The 17,985-nt window shown below is 53.1% G+C and carries 12 protein-coding genes and 2 pseudogenes; 4 read left to right on the forward strand and 10 right to left on the reverse strand.

Features of this window, described 5'->3' with window-relative positions; all coding sequences use genetic code 11:
- Window positions 1-25 precede the first annotated feature (25 nt).
- The 5 genes from hslU to priA form a co-directional block, all read right to left on the reverse strand.
- Window positions 26-1,357 carry an HslU--HslV peptidase ATPase subunit gene (gene hslU, locus AAYN39_RS01490; RefSeq protein ID WP_001293355.1) on the reverse strand — a complete coding sequence of 444 codons (1,332 nt, stop codon included), beginning with the start codon at window positions 1,355-1,357 and terminating at the stop codon, window positions 26-28.
- A gap of 9 nt (window positions 1,358-1,366) precedes the next feature.
- Window positions 1,367-1,897 carry an ATP-dependent protease subunit HslV gene (hslV, locus tag AAYN39_RS01495; RefSeq protein WP_000208240.1) on the reverse strand — a complete coding sequence of 177 codons (531 nt, stop codon included), beginning with the start codon at window positions 1,895-1,897 and terminating at the stop codon, window positions 1,367-1,369.
- A gap of 91 nt (window positions 1,898-1,988) precedes the next feature.
- Window positions 1,989-2,984 carry a cell division protein FtsN gene (ftsN, locus tag AAYN39_RS01500; protein WP_000068796.1) on the reverse strand — a complete coding sequence of 332 codons (996 nt, stop codon included), beginning with the start codon at window positions 2,982-2,984 and terminating at the stop codon, window positions 1,989-1,991.
- Between the two features lie 93 nt (window positions 2,985-3,077).
- On the reverse strand, window positions 3,078-4,103 hold the full coding sequence (cytR, locus tag AAYN39_RS01505; RefSeq protein ID WP_000841337.1) for a DNA-binding transcriptional regulator CytR: 1,026 nt from the start codon (window positions 4,101-4,103) through the stop codon (window positions 3,078-3,080).
- A gap of 154 nt (window positions 4,104-4,257) precedes the next feature.
- Window positions 4,258-6,456 carry a primosomal protein N' gene (gene priA / locus AAYN39_RS01510; protein ID WP_000109394.1) on the reverse strand — a complete coding sequence of 733 codons (2,199 nt, stop codon included), beginning with the start codon at window positions 6,454-6,456 and terminating at the stop codon, window positions 4,258-4,260.
- A 203-nt stretch (window positions 6,457-6,659) separates the two neighbouring features.
- Here priA and rpmE point away from each other — a divergent pair, with 203 nt between their 5' ends.
- Window positions 6,660-6,872 (forward strand): 50S ribosomal protein L31, encoded by a 213-nt coding sequence (gene rpmE, locus AAYN39_RS01515; protein ID WP_000715284.1) that lies wholly within the window; start codon window positions 6,660-6,662, stop codon window positions 6,870-6,872.
- A 45-nt stretch (window positions 6,873-6,917) separates the two neighbouring features.
- Here rpmE and AAYN39_RS01520 read toward each other — a convergent pair whose 3' ends face one another.
- From AAYN39_RS01520 to metJ, 3 genes and pseudogenes are all read right to left on the reverse strand, one after another.
- On the reverse strand, window positions 6,918-7,580 hold the full coding sequence (locus AAYN39_RS01520) for a TIGR02117 family protein (RefSeq protein ID WP_000792797.1): 663 nt from the start codon (window positions 7,578-7,580) through the stop codon (window positions 6,918-6,920).
- A gap of 200 nt (window positions 7,581-7,780) precedes the next feature.
- Window positions 7,781-9,570 (reverse strand): annotated as a pseudogene (locus AAYN39_RS01525) (aryl-sulfate sulfotransferase).
- Between the two features lie 455 nt (window positions 9,571-10,025).
- A complete protein-coding gene (metJ, locus tag AAYN39_RS01530; protein WP_000852811.1) occupies window positions 10,026-10,343 on the reverse strand; it encodes a met regulon transcriptional regulator MetJ in 318 nt (105 codons plus the stop codon).
- Between the two features lie 264 nt (window positions 10,344-10,607).
- Between metJ and metB the strand changes: the two genes are divergently transcribed.
- Both metB and metL read left to right on the forward strand, forming a co-directional pair.
- The gene (gene metB / locus AAYN39_RS01535; RefSeq protein WP_000197208.1) at window positions 10,608-11,768 is read left to right on the forward strand and encodes a cystathionine gamma-synthase; all 1,161 of its coding nucleotides are present in this window, start codon (window positions 10,608-10,610) and stop codon (window positions 11,766-11,768) included.
- 2 nt (window positions 11,769-11,770) lie between these two features.
- A complete protein-coding gene (gene metL / locus AAYN39_RS01540; RefSeq protein ID WP_000110811.1) occupies window positions 11,771-14,203 on the forward strand; it encodes a bifunctional aspartate kinase/homoserine dehydrogenase II in 2,433 nt (810 codons plus the stop codon).
- 62 nt (window positions 14,204-14,265) lie between these two features.
- Here the strand turns inward: metL and AAYN39_RS01545 are convergent.
- A pseudogene (locus AAYN39_RS01545) lies at window positions 14,266-14,696 on the reverse strand (hypothetical protein).
- Between the two features lie 233 nt (window positions 14,697-14,929).
- The gene (locus AAYN39_RS01550) at window positions 14,930-16,054 is read right to left on the reverse strand and encodes a hypothetical protein (protein WP_001134817.1); all 1,125 of its coding nucleotides are present in this window, start codon (window positions 16,052-16,054) and stop codon (window positions 14,930-14,932) included.
- A gap of 135 nt (window positions 16,055-16,189) precedes the next feature.
- Between AAYN39_RS01550 and AAYN39_RS01555 the strand changes: the two genes are divergently transcribed.
- Entirely contained in the window at window positions 16,190-17,746 is a 1,557-nt protein-coding gene (locus AAYN39_RS01555) for a bifunctional UDP-sugar hydrolase/5'-nucleotidase (RefSeq protein ID WP_000865256.1), read from the forward strand.
- Window positions 17,747-17,985 lie beyond the last annotated feature (239 nt).

The raw sequence follows: 17,985 nt of genomic DNA on the forward strand, positions 1-17,985 counted from the left end.
AGTGATGAAAATGCATTGGACGCGATTATAAGATAAAACGGCTTAGATCTTCATCTGCGACCAGCGCATCCAGATGTTTGCTCACATATTCCGCATCAATTGTGATGTTTTGGCCGTGCAAATCGCTGGCGTTATAGGAAATTTCTTCCATCAGACGCTCCAGTACGGTATGCAGACGGCGCGCGCCGATGTTTTCGGTGGTTTCGTTAACCTGCCAGGCGGCTTCGGCAATACGTTTAATACCGGAATCGGTGAACTCGATATTGACGCCTTCAGTTGCCATCAGCGCTTTATACTGCACAGTGACGGAGGCGTTTGGCTCGGTCAAAATGCGTTCGAAATCGCTGGTGGTCAGCGCCTGAAGTTCAACGCGAATCGGCAGACGGCCCTGCAGTTCCGGGATCAGATCAGACGGCTTCGCCACCTGGAACGCGCCAGAGGCGATAAACAGAATATGATCCGTTTTGACCATCCCGTGTTTGGTCGAAACCGTGCAGCCTTCTACCAGCGGCAGTAAGTCGCGCTGTACGCCTTCGCGTGAAACATCCGGGCCGGAGGTTTCGCCACGCTTACAAATTTTGTCAATTTCATCGATAAACACGATGCCGTGCTGTTCAACCGCGTCGATAGCGTCCTGTTTCAGCTCTTCCGGGTTGACCAGCTTAGCAGCTTCTTCTTCAACCAACAGTTTCATCGCGTCTTTAATTTTCAGCTTACGCGGTTTCTGTTTCTGACCGCCTAGGTTCTGGAATATAGACTGCAACTGGCTGGTCATCTCCTCCATGCCCGGAGGCGCCATAATCTCTACGCCCATCGGCGCGGCGGCGAGGTTAATCTCGATCTCTTTATCGTCGAGCTGGCCTTCGCGCAGTTTTTTGCGGAACGTTTGACGGGCGGCAGAAGGCTCCTGCTGCTGTTCGGCCTGGCCCCAGTTATTTTTTGCGGGTGGGATCAGTACGTCGAGAATACGCTCTTCCGCCAACTCTTCCGCACGATAGCGGTTTTTCTCGATAGCCTGTACGCGAACCATTTTCACAGCGGCATCGGTCAGATCGCGGATGATAGAGTCCACTTCTTTCCCGACATAGCCCACTTCGGTGAATTTGGTGGCTTCGACTTTAATGAACGGCGCGTTGGCGAGTTTTGCCAGACGACGGGCGATTTCGGTTTTACCGACGCCGGTCGGGCCAATCATCAGAATATTTTTCGGCGTTACTTCGTGGCGCAGCTCTTCATCAAGCTGCATACGACGCCAGCGGTTACGCAATGCAATCGCCACGGAACGCTTTGCGTTATCCTGGCCGATAATGTGTTTGTTCAGTTCGCTGACAATTTCGCGTGGGGTCATTTCAGACATGAGAGGTCCTTACGCTTTGGCGGTCAATTCTTCAATGGTGTGGAAATGGTTGGTGTAAATGCAGATATCGCCTGCAATATCCAACGCCTTTTCAGCAATTTCGCGCGCGCCGAGCTCGGTATTTTCCAACAGAGCGCGAGCGGCAGCCTGGGCATAAGGACCGCCGGAGCCGATAGCAATTAAATCGTTTTCAGGTTGCACGACATCGCCGTTACCCGTGATGATGAGCGAAGCGGTTTCATCCGCGACGGCCAGCAACGCTTCCAGTTTGCGTAGCATACGGTCGGTACGCCAGTCTTTCGCCAGTTCAACGGCGGCTTTGACCAGGTGCCCCTGATGCATTTCCAGTTTACGTTCAAACAGCTCGAACAGCGTGAATGCATCAGCAGTACCGCCCGCAAAGCCCGCAATGACCTTGTCGTTGTAGAGGCGGCGGACTTTCTTCACGTTGCCTTTCATTACTGTGTTACCCAGTGTGGCCTGACCATCACCGGCGATTACCACGTGGCCGTTACGGCGTACGCTTACTATTGTTGTCACGAGCAGACCCCTTGGTTACTAATGCTGAATTGCGGCCCCGTACGGCGTACGGGGCATAATGCAAGTATAGATGGGGGAGATTTTGAGGGTTTCAACCCCCGGTGGCGAGTCGAATGCAGTTTGTATGGCCCGCCATCTTCAGACGGTTAATGGTGCTGTCGGCATTTTCTTTACCTTTCACCGGCCCGATAACCACGCGATTCCAGCCGTTATTGGTGGTAATTTTGGAGTCAAAGCCTTCAAACGCCAGCTGAGCGCGGACGCTTTCTGCCTGCTCGGCGCCTTTGAATGAACCACATTGCACCATCCAGCGACGTTCATCTTTTTTCTCTGCTGTCGCCTTCGGCGCTTCAGGCGCGCGCGTAATGGGCGCGGCTTTTGGCGCTGCCGCGCTGGTATGCGCCGGCGTTTGCAGCAAATCCTGATAAGGTTGCTGCGAGGCCGTCTGCTTCGGCGGCTGACTTTGGCGCGCGGGTTGCGCCGGGGCGGACTGTACCGTGCGCGTTTGCGGCTGTTCGTTTACCCGCGGCTGCGTGCGTGGTTGCTGAACAGGCTGCGTTTGAGCCCACTGCTGCTGCTGCTGCTGCTGCTGCTGCTGCTGCGCCTGACGCTGGCGCTGTAGCGTTTGCTGGCGTTGTTCTGGCGTCTGCTCGTTCCACGGCACTTCGTTAAGTTGTGTCGGCTGCTGACGCATATCCGCCTGCATCTGCTCCAGGAGTTGACGCTGCTCGCTGGTGAGCTGATTCGGATTCATGACTTCGCCGCCGGCGGACGGTTCCGTTGGCGTACGCACGCCCGGCTGGCGACTTTCCAGCTCTTTGATGTAACGCCAGCGCTCTTCCGGTTTTGGCGGAAGCCCATTGCCGGTGACTTTCTGGTTTTGTAGCGTTTCGGACTCTTCTTTCTTATGGTGAGTAATGAAGTACAGACCGCCGATAAAGGTCACAAGGACGGCTGCCGCAATCGCGACCATTGCCGGCGAGACGGCAGGCATGTTGCTTTGCTTCTTCCGTGAGTTCCGTGAGGTGCTCTTTTTGCGCCGCGAAGGAGCCGGTTGGCCGCGACGTACATAATCTCGTTGTGCCACTATCGTTTCGCTGTATTTATTCGTTCGTCAGCCCGTCATGTTACTGAAGCGGCGGGCCTTTGACCAGACAGGTGAGTCTTAAAGCTATTTACTTTAGGGTAAAGCGCGTGTAGAACCGCGAATAATCAGCTCGCAATCCATTAAACGCGAGCCGCTGCTCACATTTTGCCCCTGCATCTGATCGAGCAACAGCAGCATCGCCTCGCGACCAATGTCAAAACGCGGCTGCGCCACGGTTGTCAACGGAGGGTCGCAAAACTCGGCCAGCGCGATATTGTCAAAGCCGATAATCGACAGATCGTCAGGCACTTTCAGACCCTGGCGCTTGGCCCAGGAGAGGGCGCCCAGCGCCATTACGTCGCTATGACAAAAGACGGCGGTAGGCGGCAACGGTTGCTCAAGCAACTGCTTTAATGCGTTTGCCCCGGCTTCAAAGGTAAAGTCGCCACGGGCGATGTAATGCGGATCGACCACAATGCCACTGCGTCTTAATGCCTGTACGTAACCTTGTAAGCGATAGTGACAGAGCGGCATATCTTCCGGCCCCGCAATACAACCAATCCGCTTGTGGCCCAAATCCAACAGGTAGTTCATGGCATTGAACGCGGCGGTCAGGTTATCGATATGTACCGTCGGCAATTCAAGCTCCGGCGCAAACTCATTCGACATCACCATCGGAGGCAAATTGCGCTGCTCCTCAACGCTGGCGTCAAAGGGCAGTCGGGAACTGAGCAGTACCATGCCGTCGATCTGTTTGGTGATGATGAGATTAAGAAAGGTTTTTTCTTTCTGGTTTTGATGGGCACAATCGCCAATCAGCACCAGATACCCCTGTTCTGCCGCGGTCACTTCGATACCGCGGATAATTTCACTGAAGAAGGGATCGCAAATATCCGGGACAATCACCAAAATCGTACGGGATTCATTGCGTTTTACATTTCGCCCCATCGACTGCGGGAAATAACCCACTTCAAGCGCGGCCTGTTCAACCCGGCTACGGGTCGACTGGGAGACTTTATCGGGGTTCATTAACGCGCGGGATACGGTTGCCGTAGAGACTTTCGCCTTCAACGCAACATCCTTCATCGTAGCGGCAGTAACCTGCTTGTTCGATTTCACTCTTTCTCCTCGCCTGGGAACTGCTGGCGCAGATCTATCCCTGGTAACACTCATCGAAAACATTTTTATCAGATAGTGCGTGGAAGCGGTTACAGAATTTTCATAAAAAGTGTGATGGATCTTTAATTTTACGATCCGCCTCGCATCGTGGGGACTATCCTTCAATCGGATCGACGTCCAGAACCCATTTAACTTTCCGCGCTTCAGGGAGCGTATTGATCAACGCCAGCGTGCCGCTGATGATGTGTTGCAGGAGAATCCGTGAAGGATGCTGAAGTAAAATTTGCCAGCGATAGCGGCCGCCGCGTTTTGGCGCGAGGGCCGGAACCGGACCTAAGATCCACAGCTTATCGTCTGATAGCGGGCTGGCCTGAATCACATTACGCAACTGCTGGAGAAAGACGGGCGCCTGCTGATTGTTGTGATCCTCTGCGCGAATAATGACGTGGCTGGTCCACGGCGGAAGCTGGAGCGTTTGCCGTTCCGCCAGCGCCTGTTCCGCAAACGCATCATAGCCTTTATACAGTAACGTTTGCAGCAGGGGATGCTCAGGATGGTGCGTTTGGAGCACCACTTCGCCCTGTTTACCCGCGCGCCCGGCGCGGCCGGAAACCTGAGTGTAGAGCTGGGCGAAGCGTTCCGCCGAACGAAAATCTGCGGAAAAAAGCGCGCCATCGACATCCAGCAACGCCACCAGCGTGACGTCCGGGAAGTGATGGCCTTTCGCCAGCATTTGTGTGCCTATCAGAATGCGCGCTCCGCCGCGGTGAACTTCCGCCAGATGCTGCTCCAGCGCGCCTTTACGACTGGTGGTATCACGGTCGATTCGTGAGATCGGCACGCCGGGGAAGAAGGGCGCCAGCACCTGCTCCAGCTGTTCGGTCCCTAACCCAACCGGTAGCATATGTGTGGAGCCGCAGGAGGGGCACTGACGCGGTACCGGACGCTGGCTGTCGCAGTGATGGCAGCGTAAATGATGCTGCGCCTGGTGCAGCGTGTAGTAGTGATCGCAACGCGGGCACTCCGCAATCCAGCCGCAGTCGTGGCAAAGCAGCGCGGGCGCGAATCCCCGGCGGTTAAGAAATAAAATTACCTGATTATCGGCCTGGAGATGTTGGCGCATACGGGCGATAAGGGCGGGCGCCAGTCCCGCCTGAAGACGCTGTCCTTTTAAATCCAGCACATGCTGCAGGGCTGGGCGGGCGTTGCCTGCGCGCCGCGTCAGACGCAGCATCCGGTATTTTTTCTGCCGCACGTTGCATAGCGTTTCCAGGGCTGGGGTGGCGGAGCCGAGAATAATCGGGATCTGCTCGCTATGGGCGCGATACACTGCCAAATCGCGGGCATGGTAGCGCCACCCTTCCTGCTGTTTATAAGAGCTGTCGTGCTCTTCGTCGATGACAATTACGCCAAGATTTTTAAACGGCGTAAACAGCGAGGAGCGCGTGCCGATGACAATCGCCGCTTCGCCGTTTTTCGCTTTCAGCCATGCCGAAAGACGCTCGCTGTCGTTTAGCCCGGAATGCAGCACTTCCACCGGCGTGTTAAAACGTTCGCGAAAACGGGCGATCGTTTGCGGCGTCAGGCCGATTTCCGGCACCATCACCAGCGCCTGTTTGCCCTGGGCGAGGACGTTTTCCAGCACGCTCAGATACACTTCGGTCTTGCCGGAACCGGTTACGCCTGCCAGCAACCAGGCGGAGAAACCGTCCGACGCGCTGTGAATTGCGCCGACTGCTGTCGCCTGTTCGGTATTTAGCCGCAGGCGCTCTCCTGCGACGGCATAATGCTCCCGCCAGTCGGTAAACGCGGGCGTTTCACTGGCAAGCTCACAAAGCCCCTTACGCCGCAGCGTTTGCAGCGTGGCGTCAGTAAAATCAAGCTCGGCTACCTGATAGCGCCAGATCTTTCCTTGCCGCAGCGCCGCCAGCGCCTGTTGTTGTTTGGCGGAGCGTTTCAGGCTGTTGATGTCGACGGCTTGCCCCTCTTCGGTGGCGAACCAATACCATAGGGGCGCGTTGCTGGCTGGTTTTCCCTGACGCAGTAAAACCGGCAGAGCGTGAAACAGAACGTCGCCGAGGGGATGGTGGTAGTAATCCGCCGCCCAGAGGAGTAAGCGCCAGATGGAGGGAGAAAAGATTGGCTCGTTATCCAGGATTTCAATGACCGATTTTAATTCATCGAGCGGCAATTCGCTGTGGTCGCTAACCGAGACGACAATGCCCACGCGCTCTTGCTGCTTGCCGAACGGCACGCGCACGCGGCACCCGGCTTTGGCGACCCCGCCTTCCGGCAGCAGGTAATCAAAGGTTCGGGGAAGCGGAACGGGCAAGGCAACGTGCGCGACGGACATAGCATCTTCCTGACTTGAAATTTCGTCGGGTAGTATACACATTACGATAAGGGAGCGCGGATCAGTTTGCATACGGTGGTCAAATTCTGTATGATTCGCCGCCTTTGGTGCGTGTTGTGAGCATCAAACCCTTTACTATTAACTTCGCGTGGTGTCTGGCGTTAGGGCTGGAAGAGCGACGCGGCCTTACACTGAGGTTCCCCATGAAAAAAGGTATTCACCCGAATTACGTAGAAATTACTGCAACCTGTTCTTGCGGTAATGTTATCAAAACCCACTCTACCGTGGGTCACGACCTGAACCTGGACGTGTGCGGCAAATGCCACCCGTTCTTCACTGGTAAGCAGCGTGTTGTTGATACCGGTGGTCGTGTTGAGCGCTTCAACAAGCGCTTCAGCATCCCTGGCAGCAAATAAGTTACCGCCAGAAAAAAAAGCGCCGCAGGGCGCTTTTTTTGTTTTCTAGGGATAACAGTATTTGTTCAGACACATTCTGTGATCCGTAATCGCTTTCATTACGCTTCCTGCCGTGAGTTTTAACGAAGGATTTATAGTCAGTCCCGCGCTTTCCAGCCCCTTCGCTGTCCATTTATTGCAGGTATTGAGTATGCCGTAGCGGCCATTCGCGGCGTAAAACTGGCTATCGCCGTAAATTCCTTGTTTTAACGGAATCAGATTACCCTCTGCGTCACGCGCAAAGCTGCGGCCCAGATAACGCATCAGACTGTTACGCTGGTTTGTGTGCAGGAGCAGTGATTTTATCTCGCTACCGGCGAAATAGCGTTCTGGTTGACCGGAAAAGGCGACGATGTGCATAACCGCGCCGGATGACCAGAACATGGCCTGGAGCGTAAGCGCGGTGGTTATTTCTTGTGACTGATAAAAGCCCTTATCGCCCCAGCCGATTTCATACCACTGCGTCTCCTGAGCGAACCGTTTTTTAAGCTGTGGCAGAACGGTATTAACATCATGGGCCGGCGCAATAATTCCCGTGTGCCAGCCATGACTGACGATATAGATTTCCGTCGGGGAGGGCTGTCCGCCTGTCGTAGGTTTTACGGCTTGTGGAAAGGTTGTGCAGCCATATAGCAATAAACTTAACCAGGCGATAAAGAGATTTTTCATGACATATCACCAGCAAAGGCGCGGTATGTTGTGGCGTTTGTCTAATGACGCTGCGCTTATCGGGTCGGTGCCGGATTGGTAATTCATTGATATTTTTGCATTCCTCTCCGAGGGCAATAAGGCGAATGTCATAACTACAATACGTTTTAACCATTCAGGCGGAAGTTGGCTTCCGCCTGTTTTACTTTTACTCTCACGCTTTATTTTTTAAACATCTGCTCTGGATCGATAATCAGCGCCCGATAACCCAGCATACCAGCACGGTTACTGTGTACTTTTAGCTCCAGCATCACATCCTGAGTACCGTCTTTGACTTCATCCAGAACGGAAACGATTGGATTTGTACCGCTCATTCCCGCTGTGGCCGAGTACATGAACATCGTTTTGGTTTCCGGGCGATATTCCGTGACGGAAGTAATGGCGCTGTACCAGTCAAAACCGCGCTCTTTACCATATTCCCACATTTGGGAAACCGTCATATTTTTTCGTCAATCTGATATTCCACGCCGCGGGAATATTTCATTGACGGCATGGCCGGTTGTTCCATGCCGCGCGCATCGCCGTTATCAAAGGCGGTCACGACGGTTTTACCTCCGGTGCTTTTGGATGGCACTAACCAACCGGTATGTTGTGTCCATGTCCAGTCAAATCCACCGTCGCAGTGGTGCGCTTCGCAGGTTAGCGGTTTACCGTTGCTGTCTACGGGTTTCAGCACTTTTTTCGCCAGTTCGCCTTTCCAGCCGGATGGATCGGAAAGTATCCATTTCACTTTTTTATCGCGGCCAATTTTGATGATGGCAGACTGGTGGCGCGAGCTAATGATAATGCTGTCGTCGCGAGGATCGTAGCTGACGGAGTTAACATGCGCCCAGTTGCGGCCCGGGCCGGAGCCCGCGATATCGCCGAAGGGTTGTTTTGCAAGCTGCTCTTTGGTCATGACCTGACCGGAATGTTCGGCATCGACGCTCAAACATACCGCTCCCTGATCCATCGCCAGAATAACATCGTCACGATAGGGGTCGAGGATTTTTGGCAGATCCCAGTAATCGACGGTATCGCCGTTCTGGTCAACTTCAAGAATATGATCACGCACAGTATTGATGGTGTATTTACCATTTAATGGATAATTTTCTTTTGCGACACGCAGCAGGTAGGTGCCTTTCGGCGTTTCGGTAATGGCGTGCGAAAAATCAATAAATCCTTTTGGCAGTCGTTTATCGGAAATAACGCGGCCTAAGAAATCATATTTAAAGTAACGTTGACCCTGGCCAAAAATAAGATTGCCATCGTTAACCTGATGGAAGCCCATCATGGAACCAAAGCGCGTTATATCATCCTGGTTACGGAATTTATCAATATTCATATAGCCGCGAACATCGCCATTCGTATCGCTAATCCAGTTGATACCGGTATAATCCCAGTTCGCCGCGCCGCCTGCGACATGCATAATGTGGCCTGCCCTTGGCATCCCCGTTATATGGTTAAAAAGATATAAGCGATTTTTAAGCGAGCTATCGACTTTAACCGGTTCTACCGTAGGAAGAACGGCAGTTTGCCCGGTAGTAGAGGGTAATGATACCGGTGCGGCGTAAATGGACCACGTATAAGTTTGTTTTTTACCTTCTTCAGTCCAGTCAACTTTAACCTTATTGACATAATCTGGATACAAGCCAAATACAGGTATGCCGTCATGGGTATTTATAGCCTGCGGGCCGACATCATAACTGATAGGGATACCTTTTTCCCCTTTCCCTAAAACGGTAACCTTCACGTTCTGTACATTATGATTGGCTTTATTAATGATTGCTGTTAATGGGAAAACGCCGCCGTAGGGGGCGACATCGACCATACCTAATGGCCCTTCATGTACTGGAATGACATCTGCTGATGCGACCATTGGCCTGTTTGGGTCTAAAACGCCTGAGGCCAAAACGCTGCCGCTCAAACACAGGCAGCATAATACAGGTAAGACTTTCCTTGTAAATAACATATTTATTTCCCCATTCGATATTATCGATAAAATGAATGTATATTAACCTTCTTATTTATCGGAGATGAAAAAACATTTAAAAAAGTAAAACAATCCGCGGAGGGGAATAATGATGTTGGTCACAAATATGAGGTGTTCATGGTCTTTTTAACAATAATCATCGTTATACTATTTATTCAGTAAATATATGGCGGTGTATTATTATTCATGTACGCTTTGCTACGTGAAACATTAAATAAATATTGGAATTTTAAATATAATAAAATTATATCGATTATGGCATGCCGGGAATTTTTTCAGGAAAATAACGAAGAGAAACTTATCATGTCTGACAAATTTATCCACCGAGGGCTATTCGGGAAGATGAACGTTTAGAACAATGTCGGAGATAGCCGTGTACAGGGGAAATCGTTAAAAAAGCGCGGCCAGAGGCGTTCTGACCGCATGCTTTGCTATCAGTATTCCCACGTTTCCGGGTCAATCCCCATCTCACGCATGATCTCTTTTGCCGCTTCCGGGATTTCATCGCTGCGCTCTTTTCGCAGATCGGCATCATCCGGCAAGGGTTGCCCGGTAAAGGCGTGCAGAAATGCTTCACACAACAGCTCGCTGTTGGTGGCGTGGCGCAGGTTGTTCACCTGACGACGCGTACGTTCATCGGTGAGGATTTTTAACACCTTCAGAGGAATGGAAACCGTAATTTTTTTGACTTGCTCACTCTTCTTACCGTGCTCAGCGTATGGGCTGATATATTCGCCGCTCCATTCAGCCATGAGATACTTAATCCTCTTCGTCATTAATATTGAGGTCTGAACCTGAGCCCGGACCATAATCGCGCGTAGTTTACCGTAGTGGCGCGGCCCTGACACGAAGTTAGCGGTCGCAGATGTGCGCTAATGCATATAATTTTAACGGCTATTTGCGGTTTGCTCAATCTATACGCAAAGAAGTTTAGATGTCCAGATGTATTGACGTCTATTGTGGTAGTGGTTAATCTGTGGCCTGACTTTCACCGACTCAGCCAGGAATATCTTCATATGACGCGTAAACAGGCCACTATCGCAGTGCGTAGCGGATTAAACGATGACGAACAATACGGCTGCGTTGTGCCGCCAATCCATCTCTCCAGTACCTATAACTTTACCGGTTTCAATGAGCCGCGCGCGCATGATTATTCCCGCCGCGGTAATCCCACGCGTGATGTGGTTCAGCGCGCATTAGCGGAACTGGAAGGCGGCGCGGGCGCAGTATTGACGAATACCGGCATGTCGGCGATTCATCTGGTCACCACCGTTTTCCTCAAGCCGGGCGATCTGCTGGTCGCGCCGCATGATTGCTACGGCGGCAGTTATCGTCTGTTTGACAGTCTGGCGACGCGCGGCTGTTATCGTGTGCGGTTTGTCGATCAGGGCGATGAACGCGCCTTACAGGCGGCGCTGGAAGAAAAACCGAAGCTGGTACTGGTAGAAAGTCCAAGTAATCCATTGTTACGCGTGGTGGATATTGCGAAAATCTGTCGGCTGGCGCGCGAGGCGGGCGCAGTGAGCGTCGTTGATAACACATTTTTAAGCCCGGCGCTGCAAAATCCGCTGGCGTTGGGTGCCGATCTGGTGTTGCATTCATGCACGAAATATCTCAATGGTCATTCGGATGTCGTGGCCGGCGTGATGATTGCTAAGGATCCGGAAATGGTCACTGAACTGGCGTGGTGGGCGAATAATATTGGCGTGACCGGCGGGGCGTTTGATAGCTATCTGCTGCTGCGCGGTTTGCGAACTCTGGTGCCGCGTATGGAGCTGGCGCAGCGCAACGCGCAGGCGATTGTGAAATATCTGCAAACCCAGCCGTTGGTGAAAAAACTGTATCACCCGTCGCTGCCGAATAATCAGGGACATGAGATTGCCGCGCGTCAGCAAAAAGGCTTTGGCGCAATGTTGAGTTTTGAACTGGATGGGGATGAGGAGACGCTACGTCGTTTTCTGGGCGGGCTGTCGCTGTTTACGCTGGCGGAATCTTTAGGGGGAGTGGAAAGTTTGATCTCTCACGCCGCCACCATGACGCATGCCGGTATGTCGCCGCAGGCGCGTGCCGCCGCCGGGATCTCCGAAACGCTACTGCGTATCTCCACCGGTATTGAAGATGGCGAAGATTTAATTGCCGACCTGGAAAATGGCTTCCGGGCTGCAAACAAGGGGTAAACATGAGTGTGATTGCGCAGGCAGGGGCGAAAGGTCGTCAACTGCATAAATTTGGCGGCAGTAGTCTGGCGGATGTGAAGTGTTACCTGCGTGTCGCAGGCATTATGGCGGAGTATTCGCAGCCTGACGATATGATGGTAGTGTCCGCCGCAGGCAGTACCACCAACCAGTTGATTAGCTGGCTCAAGTTAAGCCAGACCGATCGCCTTTCTGCGCATCAGGTATTACAGACGTTACGCCGCTACCAGTGCGATCTGATTAGCGGGCTGCTTCCCGCCGACGCGGCAGATGACTTAACCAGCGCTTTTATCAGCGATCTGGAACGTCTTGCCGCCTTGCTCGACGGCGGCGTAACGGATGCCGTCTATGCTGAGATCGTCGGACACGGCGAAATTTGGTCGGCGAGATTGATGTCCGCCGTCCTGAATCAGCAGGGGCTGGATGCCGCCTGGCTGGACGCGCGCGCATTTTTACGCGCCGAACGCGCCGCACAGCCGCAGGTTGATGAAGGACTATCTTATCCTTTATTGCAACAGCTACTGGCGCAGCATCCTGGCAAACGTCTGGTCGTGACCGGGTTTATCAGCCGCAATCACGACGGCGAAACAGTCCTGTTAGGCCGTAACGGTTCCGACTATTCCGCCACGCAAATCGGCGCGTTGGCGGGCGTTTCCCGCGTGACCATCTGGAGCGATGTCGCGGGCGTTTATAGCGCCGACCCGCGCAAAGTGAAAGATGCCTGCCTGCTGCCGTTGCTGCGTCTGGACGAAGCCAGCGAGCTGGCGCGTCTGGCGGCGCCTGTTCTGCACGCCCGCACGCTACAGCCAGTGTCCGGCAGCGATATCGATTTGCAGTTGCGCTGTAGCTACACGCCGGATCAAGGGTCAACCCGAATTGAACGAGTGCTGGCTTCCGGGACGGGCGCGCGTATCGTGACCAGTCACGATGATATCTGTCTGATTGAGTTTCAGGTGCCCGCCAGCCAGGATTTCAGGCTGGCGCACAAAGAGCTCGACCAAATTTTAAAACGGGCGCAGGCGCGTCCGCTGGCGGTGGGCGTGCATCGCGATCGCCAGCTATTGCAGTTCTGCTATACCGCCGAGGTAGCGGATAGCGTACTGAAACTCCTCGACGATGTCGGACTGCCGGGCGAATTGCGCCTGCGGCAGGGGCTGGCGCTGGTGGCGATGGTCGGTGCGGGCGTCACTCGCAATCCGCTACACTGCCATCGCTTCTGGCAGCAGTTGAAAGGTCAGCCAGTGGAGTTTACCTGGCAGTCGGAGGAGGGCATCAGTCTGGTGGCGGTGCTGCGTACCGGCCCGACTGAGAGCCTGATTCAGGGGCTGCACCAGTCTGTTTTCCGCGCCGAAAAACGCATTGGCCTGATGCTGTTCGGTAAGGGGAACATCGGCTCCCGTTGGCTGGAACTATTTGCCCGTGAACAAAGCACGCTTTCCGCGCGTACTGGTTTTGAATTTGTGCTGGCGGGCGTGGTGGATAGCCGCCGTAGCCTGTTGAATTATGAAGGGCTGGACGCCAGCCGCGCGCTGGCATTCTTTGATGATGAAGCCGTTGAGCAGGACGAAGAGTCGCTATTCCTGTGGATGCGTGCGCATCCGTATGATGATTTAGTGGTGCTGGATGTGACAGCAAGCGAGCAACTGGCCGATCAGTACCTTGATTTCGCCAGCCACGGTTTTCATGTGATTAGCGCCAATAAACTGGCGGGCGCAAGCGCCAGCGATAAGTATCGCCAGATTCATGACGCGTTTGAAAAAACCGGGCGTTACTGGCTGTATAACGCCACCGTGGGCGCGGGGTTGCCGATCAACCACACGGTGCGGGATCTGATTGACAGCGGCGATACGATTCTCTCGATCAGCGGGATCTTCTCCGGGACGCTATCCTGGCTGTTCCTGCAATTTGACGGCACGGTGCCGTTTACCGATCTGGTGGATCAGGCCTGGCAGCAGGGGCTGACGGAACCCGATCCGCGCGTCGATCTTTCCGGAAAAGATGTCATGCGTAAGCTGGTGATTCTGGCGCGCGAGGCGGGATACGACATCGAGCCGGATCAGGTGCGTGTAGAATCGTTGGTGCCGGCGCACTGTGAAGAAGGGTCTATCGATCACTTTTTCGAAAACGGCGACGCGCTGAATGAACAGATGGTGCAGCGTCTGGAGGCAGCCCGCGAACTGGGGCTGGTGTTGCGTTACGTGGCGCGTTTCGACGCCAATGGCAAAGCGCGCGTCGGCGTTGAAGCGGTGCGTCCGGAGCATCCGCTGGCGGCGCTGCTGCCGTGCGATAATGTCTTTGCTATTGAAAGCCGCTGGTATCGCGATAACCCGCTGGTGATCCGTGGGCCGGGCGCGGGTCGCGATGTGACCGCCGGGGCGATTCAGTCGGATATCAACCGCCTGGCGCAGCTATTGTAATACGCCCGCCTGCCGGATAGCGGCTTCGCCAGATCCGGCAGCGGGCAAACCGGGGTATCTGTTTATTCTTCGTCAGATGCGTTTTCTGCATTGGCGACGATAAATCGGTTCATCTTCGCCTGGATAATGGCTATGCCGACAGGGGGGAACAGCAATGCCCAAAATAGCGTCCAGCCGCTCTGTATACCTGTATTTTCGTTTGCATTCGCCCGCAATGTTTGGATTTCGTCGCTAAGCGTCAGACACAATATTGCTGTGCTATGATAAGCCTGACTACGTCAGATGGGCCATTTACGCCAACGAGAATAAGACCAATACGATCGGCTGGAATAGACAGTGATTTACTCCAAAAATAAACACCATACGACGATCCCAGCGAACTGATAAAAGAGAGCGCCAAAAAGAAAAAAGTGATCCCCCAGAATCGGTAGCTACTCAGGAGATCGGCGCAGGTCCATTTTTTATCTGACATTGACGGTAAAGTAATTTCCATATTTATCCCTTGTTTTCCATAGAAAATAAGAATGTATAGAGCTATTCAAATTGATAATAAATATTGATTATGTGAATAACGTTTATAGCCGATCTTAACGCAAAACGAAGGGCCATTTATCAAATAGCTCTATTCTTTTTCAGCGTGTAAAAGCAGGATGTGAGGTGATTAAATCTATAGCGCCTTCTGAATGATAATCTGTGATTTTTTATGCGTGGCATTACATCATTGAGTTAAATGTGATTCCATTGTGAGTTATATTTTTCCGTCAGCAAATACAGAATTTGTGTGACGCGTTTGGCGGAACAGTGGGCGCTTTGCTGGAATTCAGGTTGTTGCCATAGCCAGGTAACAAAGCGGCGACTGGCCGCCAGATTAACGGCGACACCTTGTTCTAAGTGGGAACCGGTTAACGAACAGACCATTTTGCGGTTGTGACCTTGCCCCCAGAGTTGCCACTGATTTTGCCACCATCCCTGCCATGTTTTGCCTAACAGTTGCCACTCTGCGCGGCAATCGTCATCGTTTATCTCTTCCTCAACGAACCACAGCGAGGAGAGACGCTGGCGAAACCGCTCCGCCCATGCCGTAATGACCGCGCCGCGCAAAAAACACTCATGGGCAATGATGTGTGTCGCGACATCAGGAAAGCGGTTTTTCAGCACCCGAAAATGACCATGCGCCGTAATCACCGGGCGAAGTATTGTTCCTTGCGCGTTACGTTTAAGCGCCGCCGGGCCATACTGAATCTCATCGAACTGGCTGCGCTGTAAAAATTGCCGTTCTTTAATGGCGATACGGTGAATAATATCGCCCTTCTCGCCCTCGGGCGGCGCAATTCCTTTCCAGTGGTAATGCAAACTCTTTCCGGCAGAAAGTAACGTGAAATTGCTGGAAAGGTGAAGTATATTGCCGCGAACAGCATCAAAACTGAATAAAAAGTACAATTGTTGGAAGGCATTCGCTCCCTGAAACGGTACGAGCAGCGGAATACTGCAAATCTGTTCCGGCGTTTCGGCGACATTCAGCGCGTGCTGTTTTGGCGTCCAGACCTTCTTACAGTACTGGCACTGAAGTCGCTGCGTTCCGCCGGGATTACGTCCATAACGAATCCATGTTCTTTGATAGCAATCGGGGCAAAAGTGACCATGCTCTTTGGCATATTGCGCGATGTAAGCAGACGCCCAGCGGCGAAATTCCCCCTCGTTGAAGAGCGGTGGATAACTGCCGCAGGCCCGACAATGCAATGCCGGATAACCCAGGCGATAGTCCGGCCACACATAATCCGGCGAGTCAGGCAGCCCAAGATTGCGACAACCAGCGCTTTTGCAGGCATTAATGGTGAACAGAGGCGGCATACATTTTACCAACGATTTTGGCAGGTCGTTGATTCTGCCTTCATAAAACGGTACGCGGGTGTGAGGACTCTCACATAAAAAAACCTTTCAGAACGTAACGTAGCGAATCTTTATATGACTGAAAGGGACTTATTTATGAAAGTAAAACTGCTTGCTGCCGGTATTTTGTTCACGCTGCCGTTCTGGGCCTGCGCCAAAGATGTCACCATTATTTACACCAACGATCTACACGCCCATGTGGAGCCTTATAAAGTACCGTGGATTGCTGACGGTAAACGCGATATTGGCGGTTGGGCCAATATCACTACGCTGGTGAAGCAGGAAAAAGCCAAAAATAAGGCGACGTGGTTTTTTGATGCCGGAGATTACTTTACCGGACCGTATATCAGCAGCCTGACGAAGGGTAAAGCGATTATCGATATTTTGAATACCATGCAGTATGACGCTGCCACTATCGGTAATCATGAGTTCGATCATGGCTGGGACAATACATTGTTGCAACTGAGCCGGGCGAAATTCCCTATCGTACAGGGCAATATTTTTTATGAGGACAGCAGTAAATCCTTCTGGGATAAGCCGTACACCATTGTTGAAAAAGATGGCGTCAAGATTGGCGTAATCGGCTTACACGGTGTCTTTGCTTTTAATGATACGGTTTCTGCCGCGACGCGCGTGGGCATTGAGGCTCGCGATGAAATTAAGTGGCTGCAACGTTACATTGATGAACTTAAAGGTAAAGTCGATCTGACCGTCGCGCTGATCCACGAAGGCACCCCGGCCCGCCAGTCCAGCATGGGGAATACCGATGTGCGACGCGCGCTGGATAAAGATATTCAGACCGCAAGTCAGGTAAAAGGGCTGGATATTTTGATTACCGGCCACGCGCATGTCGGTACGCCGGAACCGATTAAAGTCGGTAATACGCTGATCCTCTCAACGGACAGCGGCGGTATTGATGTCGGCAAACTGGTGCTGGACTACCAGGAAAAGCCGCATCAGTTTACCGTGAAGAACTTCGAGCTGAAGACCATTTTTGCTGATGAGTGGAAGCCCGATCCGCAAACGAAACAGGTGATCGACGGCTGGAACAAAAAGCTCGATAAAGTCGTGCAGCAAACGGTGGCGCAGTCGCCGGTTGAGCTGACCCGCGCGTATGGCGAATCGTCGTCGCTGGGGAATCTGGCGGCGGATGCGCTGCTTTTTACGGCGGGGAAAGACACCCAGTTAGCGCTTACTAACTCTGGCGGTATCCGCAACGAAATCCCGGCTGGTGCGGTGACGATGGGGGCGGTAATCAGTACCTTCCCGTTCCCTAATGAACTGGTCACGATGGATTTAACCGGTAAACAATTGCGCAGCCTGATGGAGCATGGCGCCGGATTAAGCAACGGCGTGTTGCAGGTGTCTAAAGGGCTGGAGATGAAGTATGACAGCAGCAAACCTATCGGCCAGCGGGTTACCGTGCTGACGCTCAATGGCAAGCCGATTGATGATGCGGCGGTTTATCACATCGCTACCAACAGCTTCCTTGCCGACGGCGGCGATGGTTTTGCGGCGTTCACGGAAGGCCAGGCACGGAACACCTCCGGCGGCTACTATGTGTCGAATGCGATAGTTGATTACTTTAAGGCGGGCAACACCATCACGGATGAGCAGCTCAAAGGAATGCGTGTTGCGGATGTGAAGAAGTAAGGGGTTACTTGCCTGTGCGCAATGGCCTTTAGCGCATTCAGGCCGGACGGCGGTATGTCTGGCCTGGATCATTCGTGGACCGCGGATATCAACCGTCTGGCGTAGCTTCTGTAATTTTGCCGGGTTACGCGCCGCGTTCCCGGCATGTTCCTGCCGAAATTTACCCCTCTATCCGGTGGTCTGCGTCCTGCGTAAAAAGTGGCGGGGTGCGGGGGAAACTTTCCCTGCGAAAATCATCA

Source organism: Salmonella sp. K21076, from assembly GCF_039650795.1.
In the GTDB taxonomy this organism is placed as follows: Bacteria; Pseudomonadota; Gammaproteobacteria; order Enterobacterales; family Enterobacteriaceae; genus Salmonella; species Salmonella enterica.

Excerpts from the sequence above, each read along its gene's own strand:
- hslU (WP_001293355.1), bottom strand. The coding sequence starts at position 1,357 with ATGTCTGAAATGACCCCACGCGAAATTGTCAGCGAACTGAACAAACAC.
- priA (WP_000109394.1), bottom strand. The coding sequence starts at position 6,456 with ATGTCCGTCGCGCACGTTGCCTTGCCCGTTCCGCTTCCCCGAACCTTT.
- rpmE (WP_000715284.1), top strand. The coding sequence starts at position 6,660 with ATGAAAAAAGGTATTCACCCGAATTACGTAGAAATTACTGCAACCTGT.
- AAYN39_RS01520 (WP_000792797.1), bottom strand. The coding sequence starts at position 7,580 with ATGAAAAATCTCTTTATCGCCTGGTTAAGTTTATTGCTATATGGCTGC.
- metJ (WP_000852811.1), bottom strand. The coding sequence starts at position 10,343 with ATGGCTGAATGGAGCGGCGAATATATCAGCCCATACGCTGAGCACGGT.
- metB (WP_000197208.1), top strand. The coding sequence starts at position 10,608 with ATGACGCGTAAACAGGCCACTATCGCAGTGCGTAGCGGATTAAACGAT.
- metL (WP_000110811.1), top strand. The coding sequence starts at position 11,771 with ATGAGTGTGATTGCGCAGGCAGGGGCGAAAGGTCGTCAACTGCATAAA.
- AAYN39_RS01550 (WP_001134817.1), bottom strand. The coding sequence starts at position 16,054 with ATGCCGCCTCTGTTCACCATTAATGCCTGCAAAAGCGCTGGTTGTCGC.
- AAYN39_RS01555 (WP_000865256.1), top strand. The coding sequence starts at position 16,190 with ATGAAAGTAAAACTGCTTGCTGCCGGTATTTTGTTCACGCTGCCGTTC.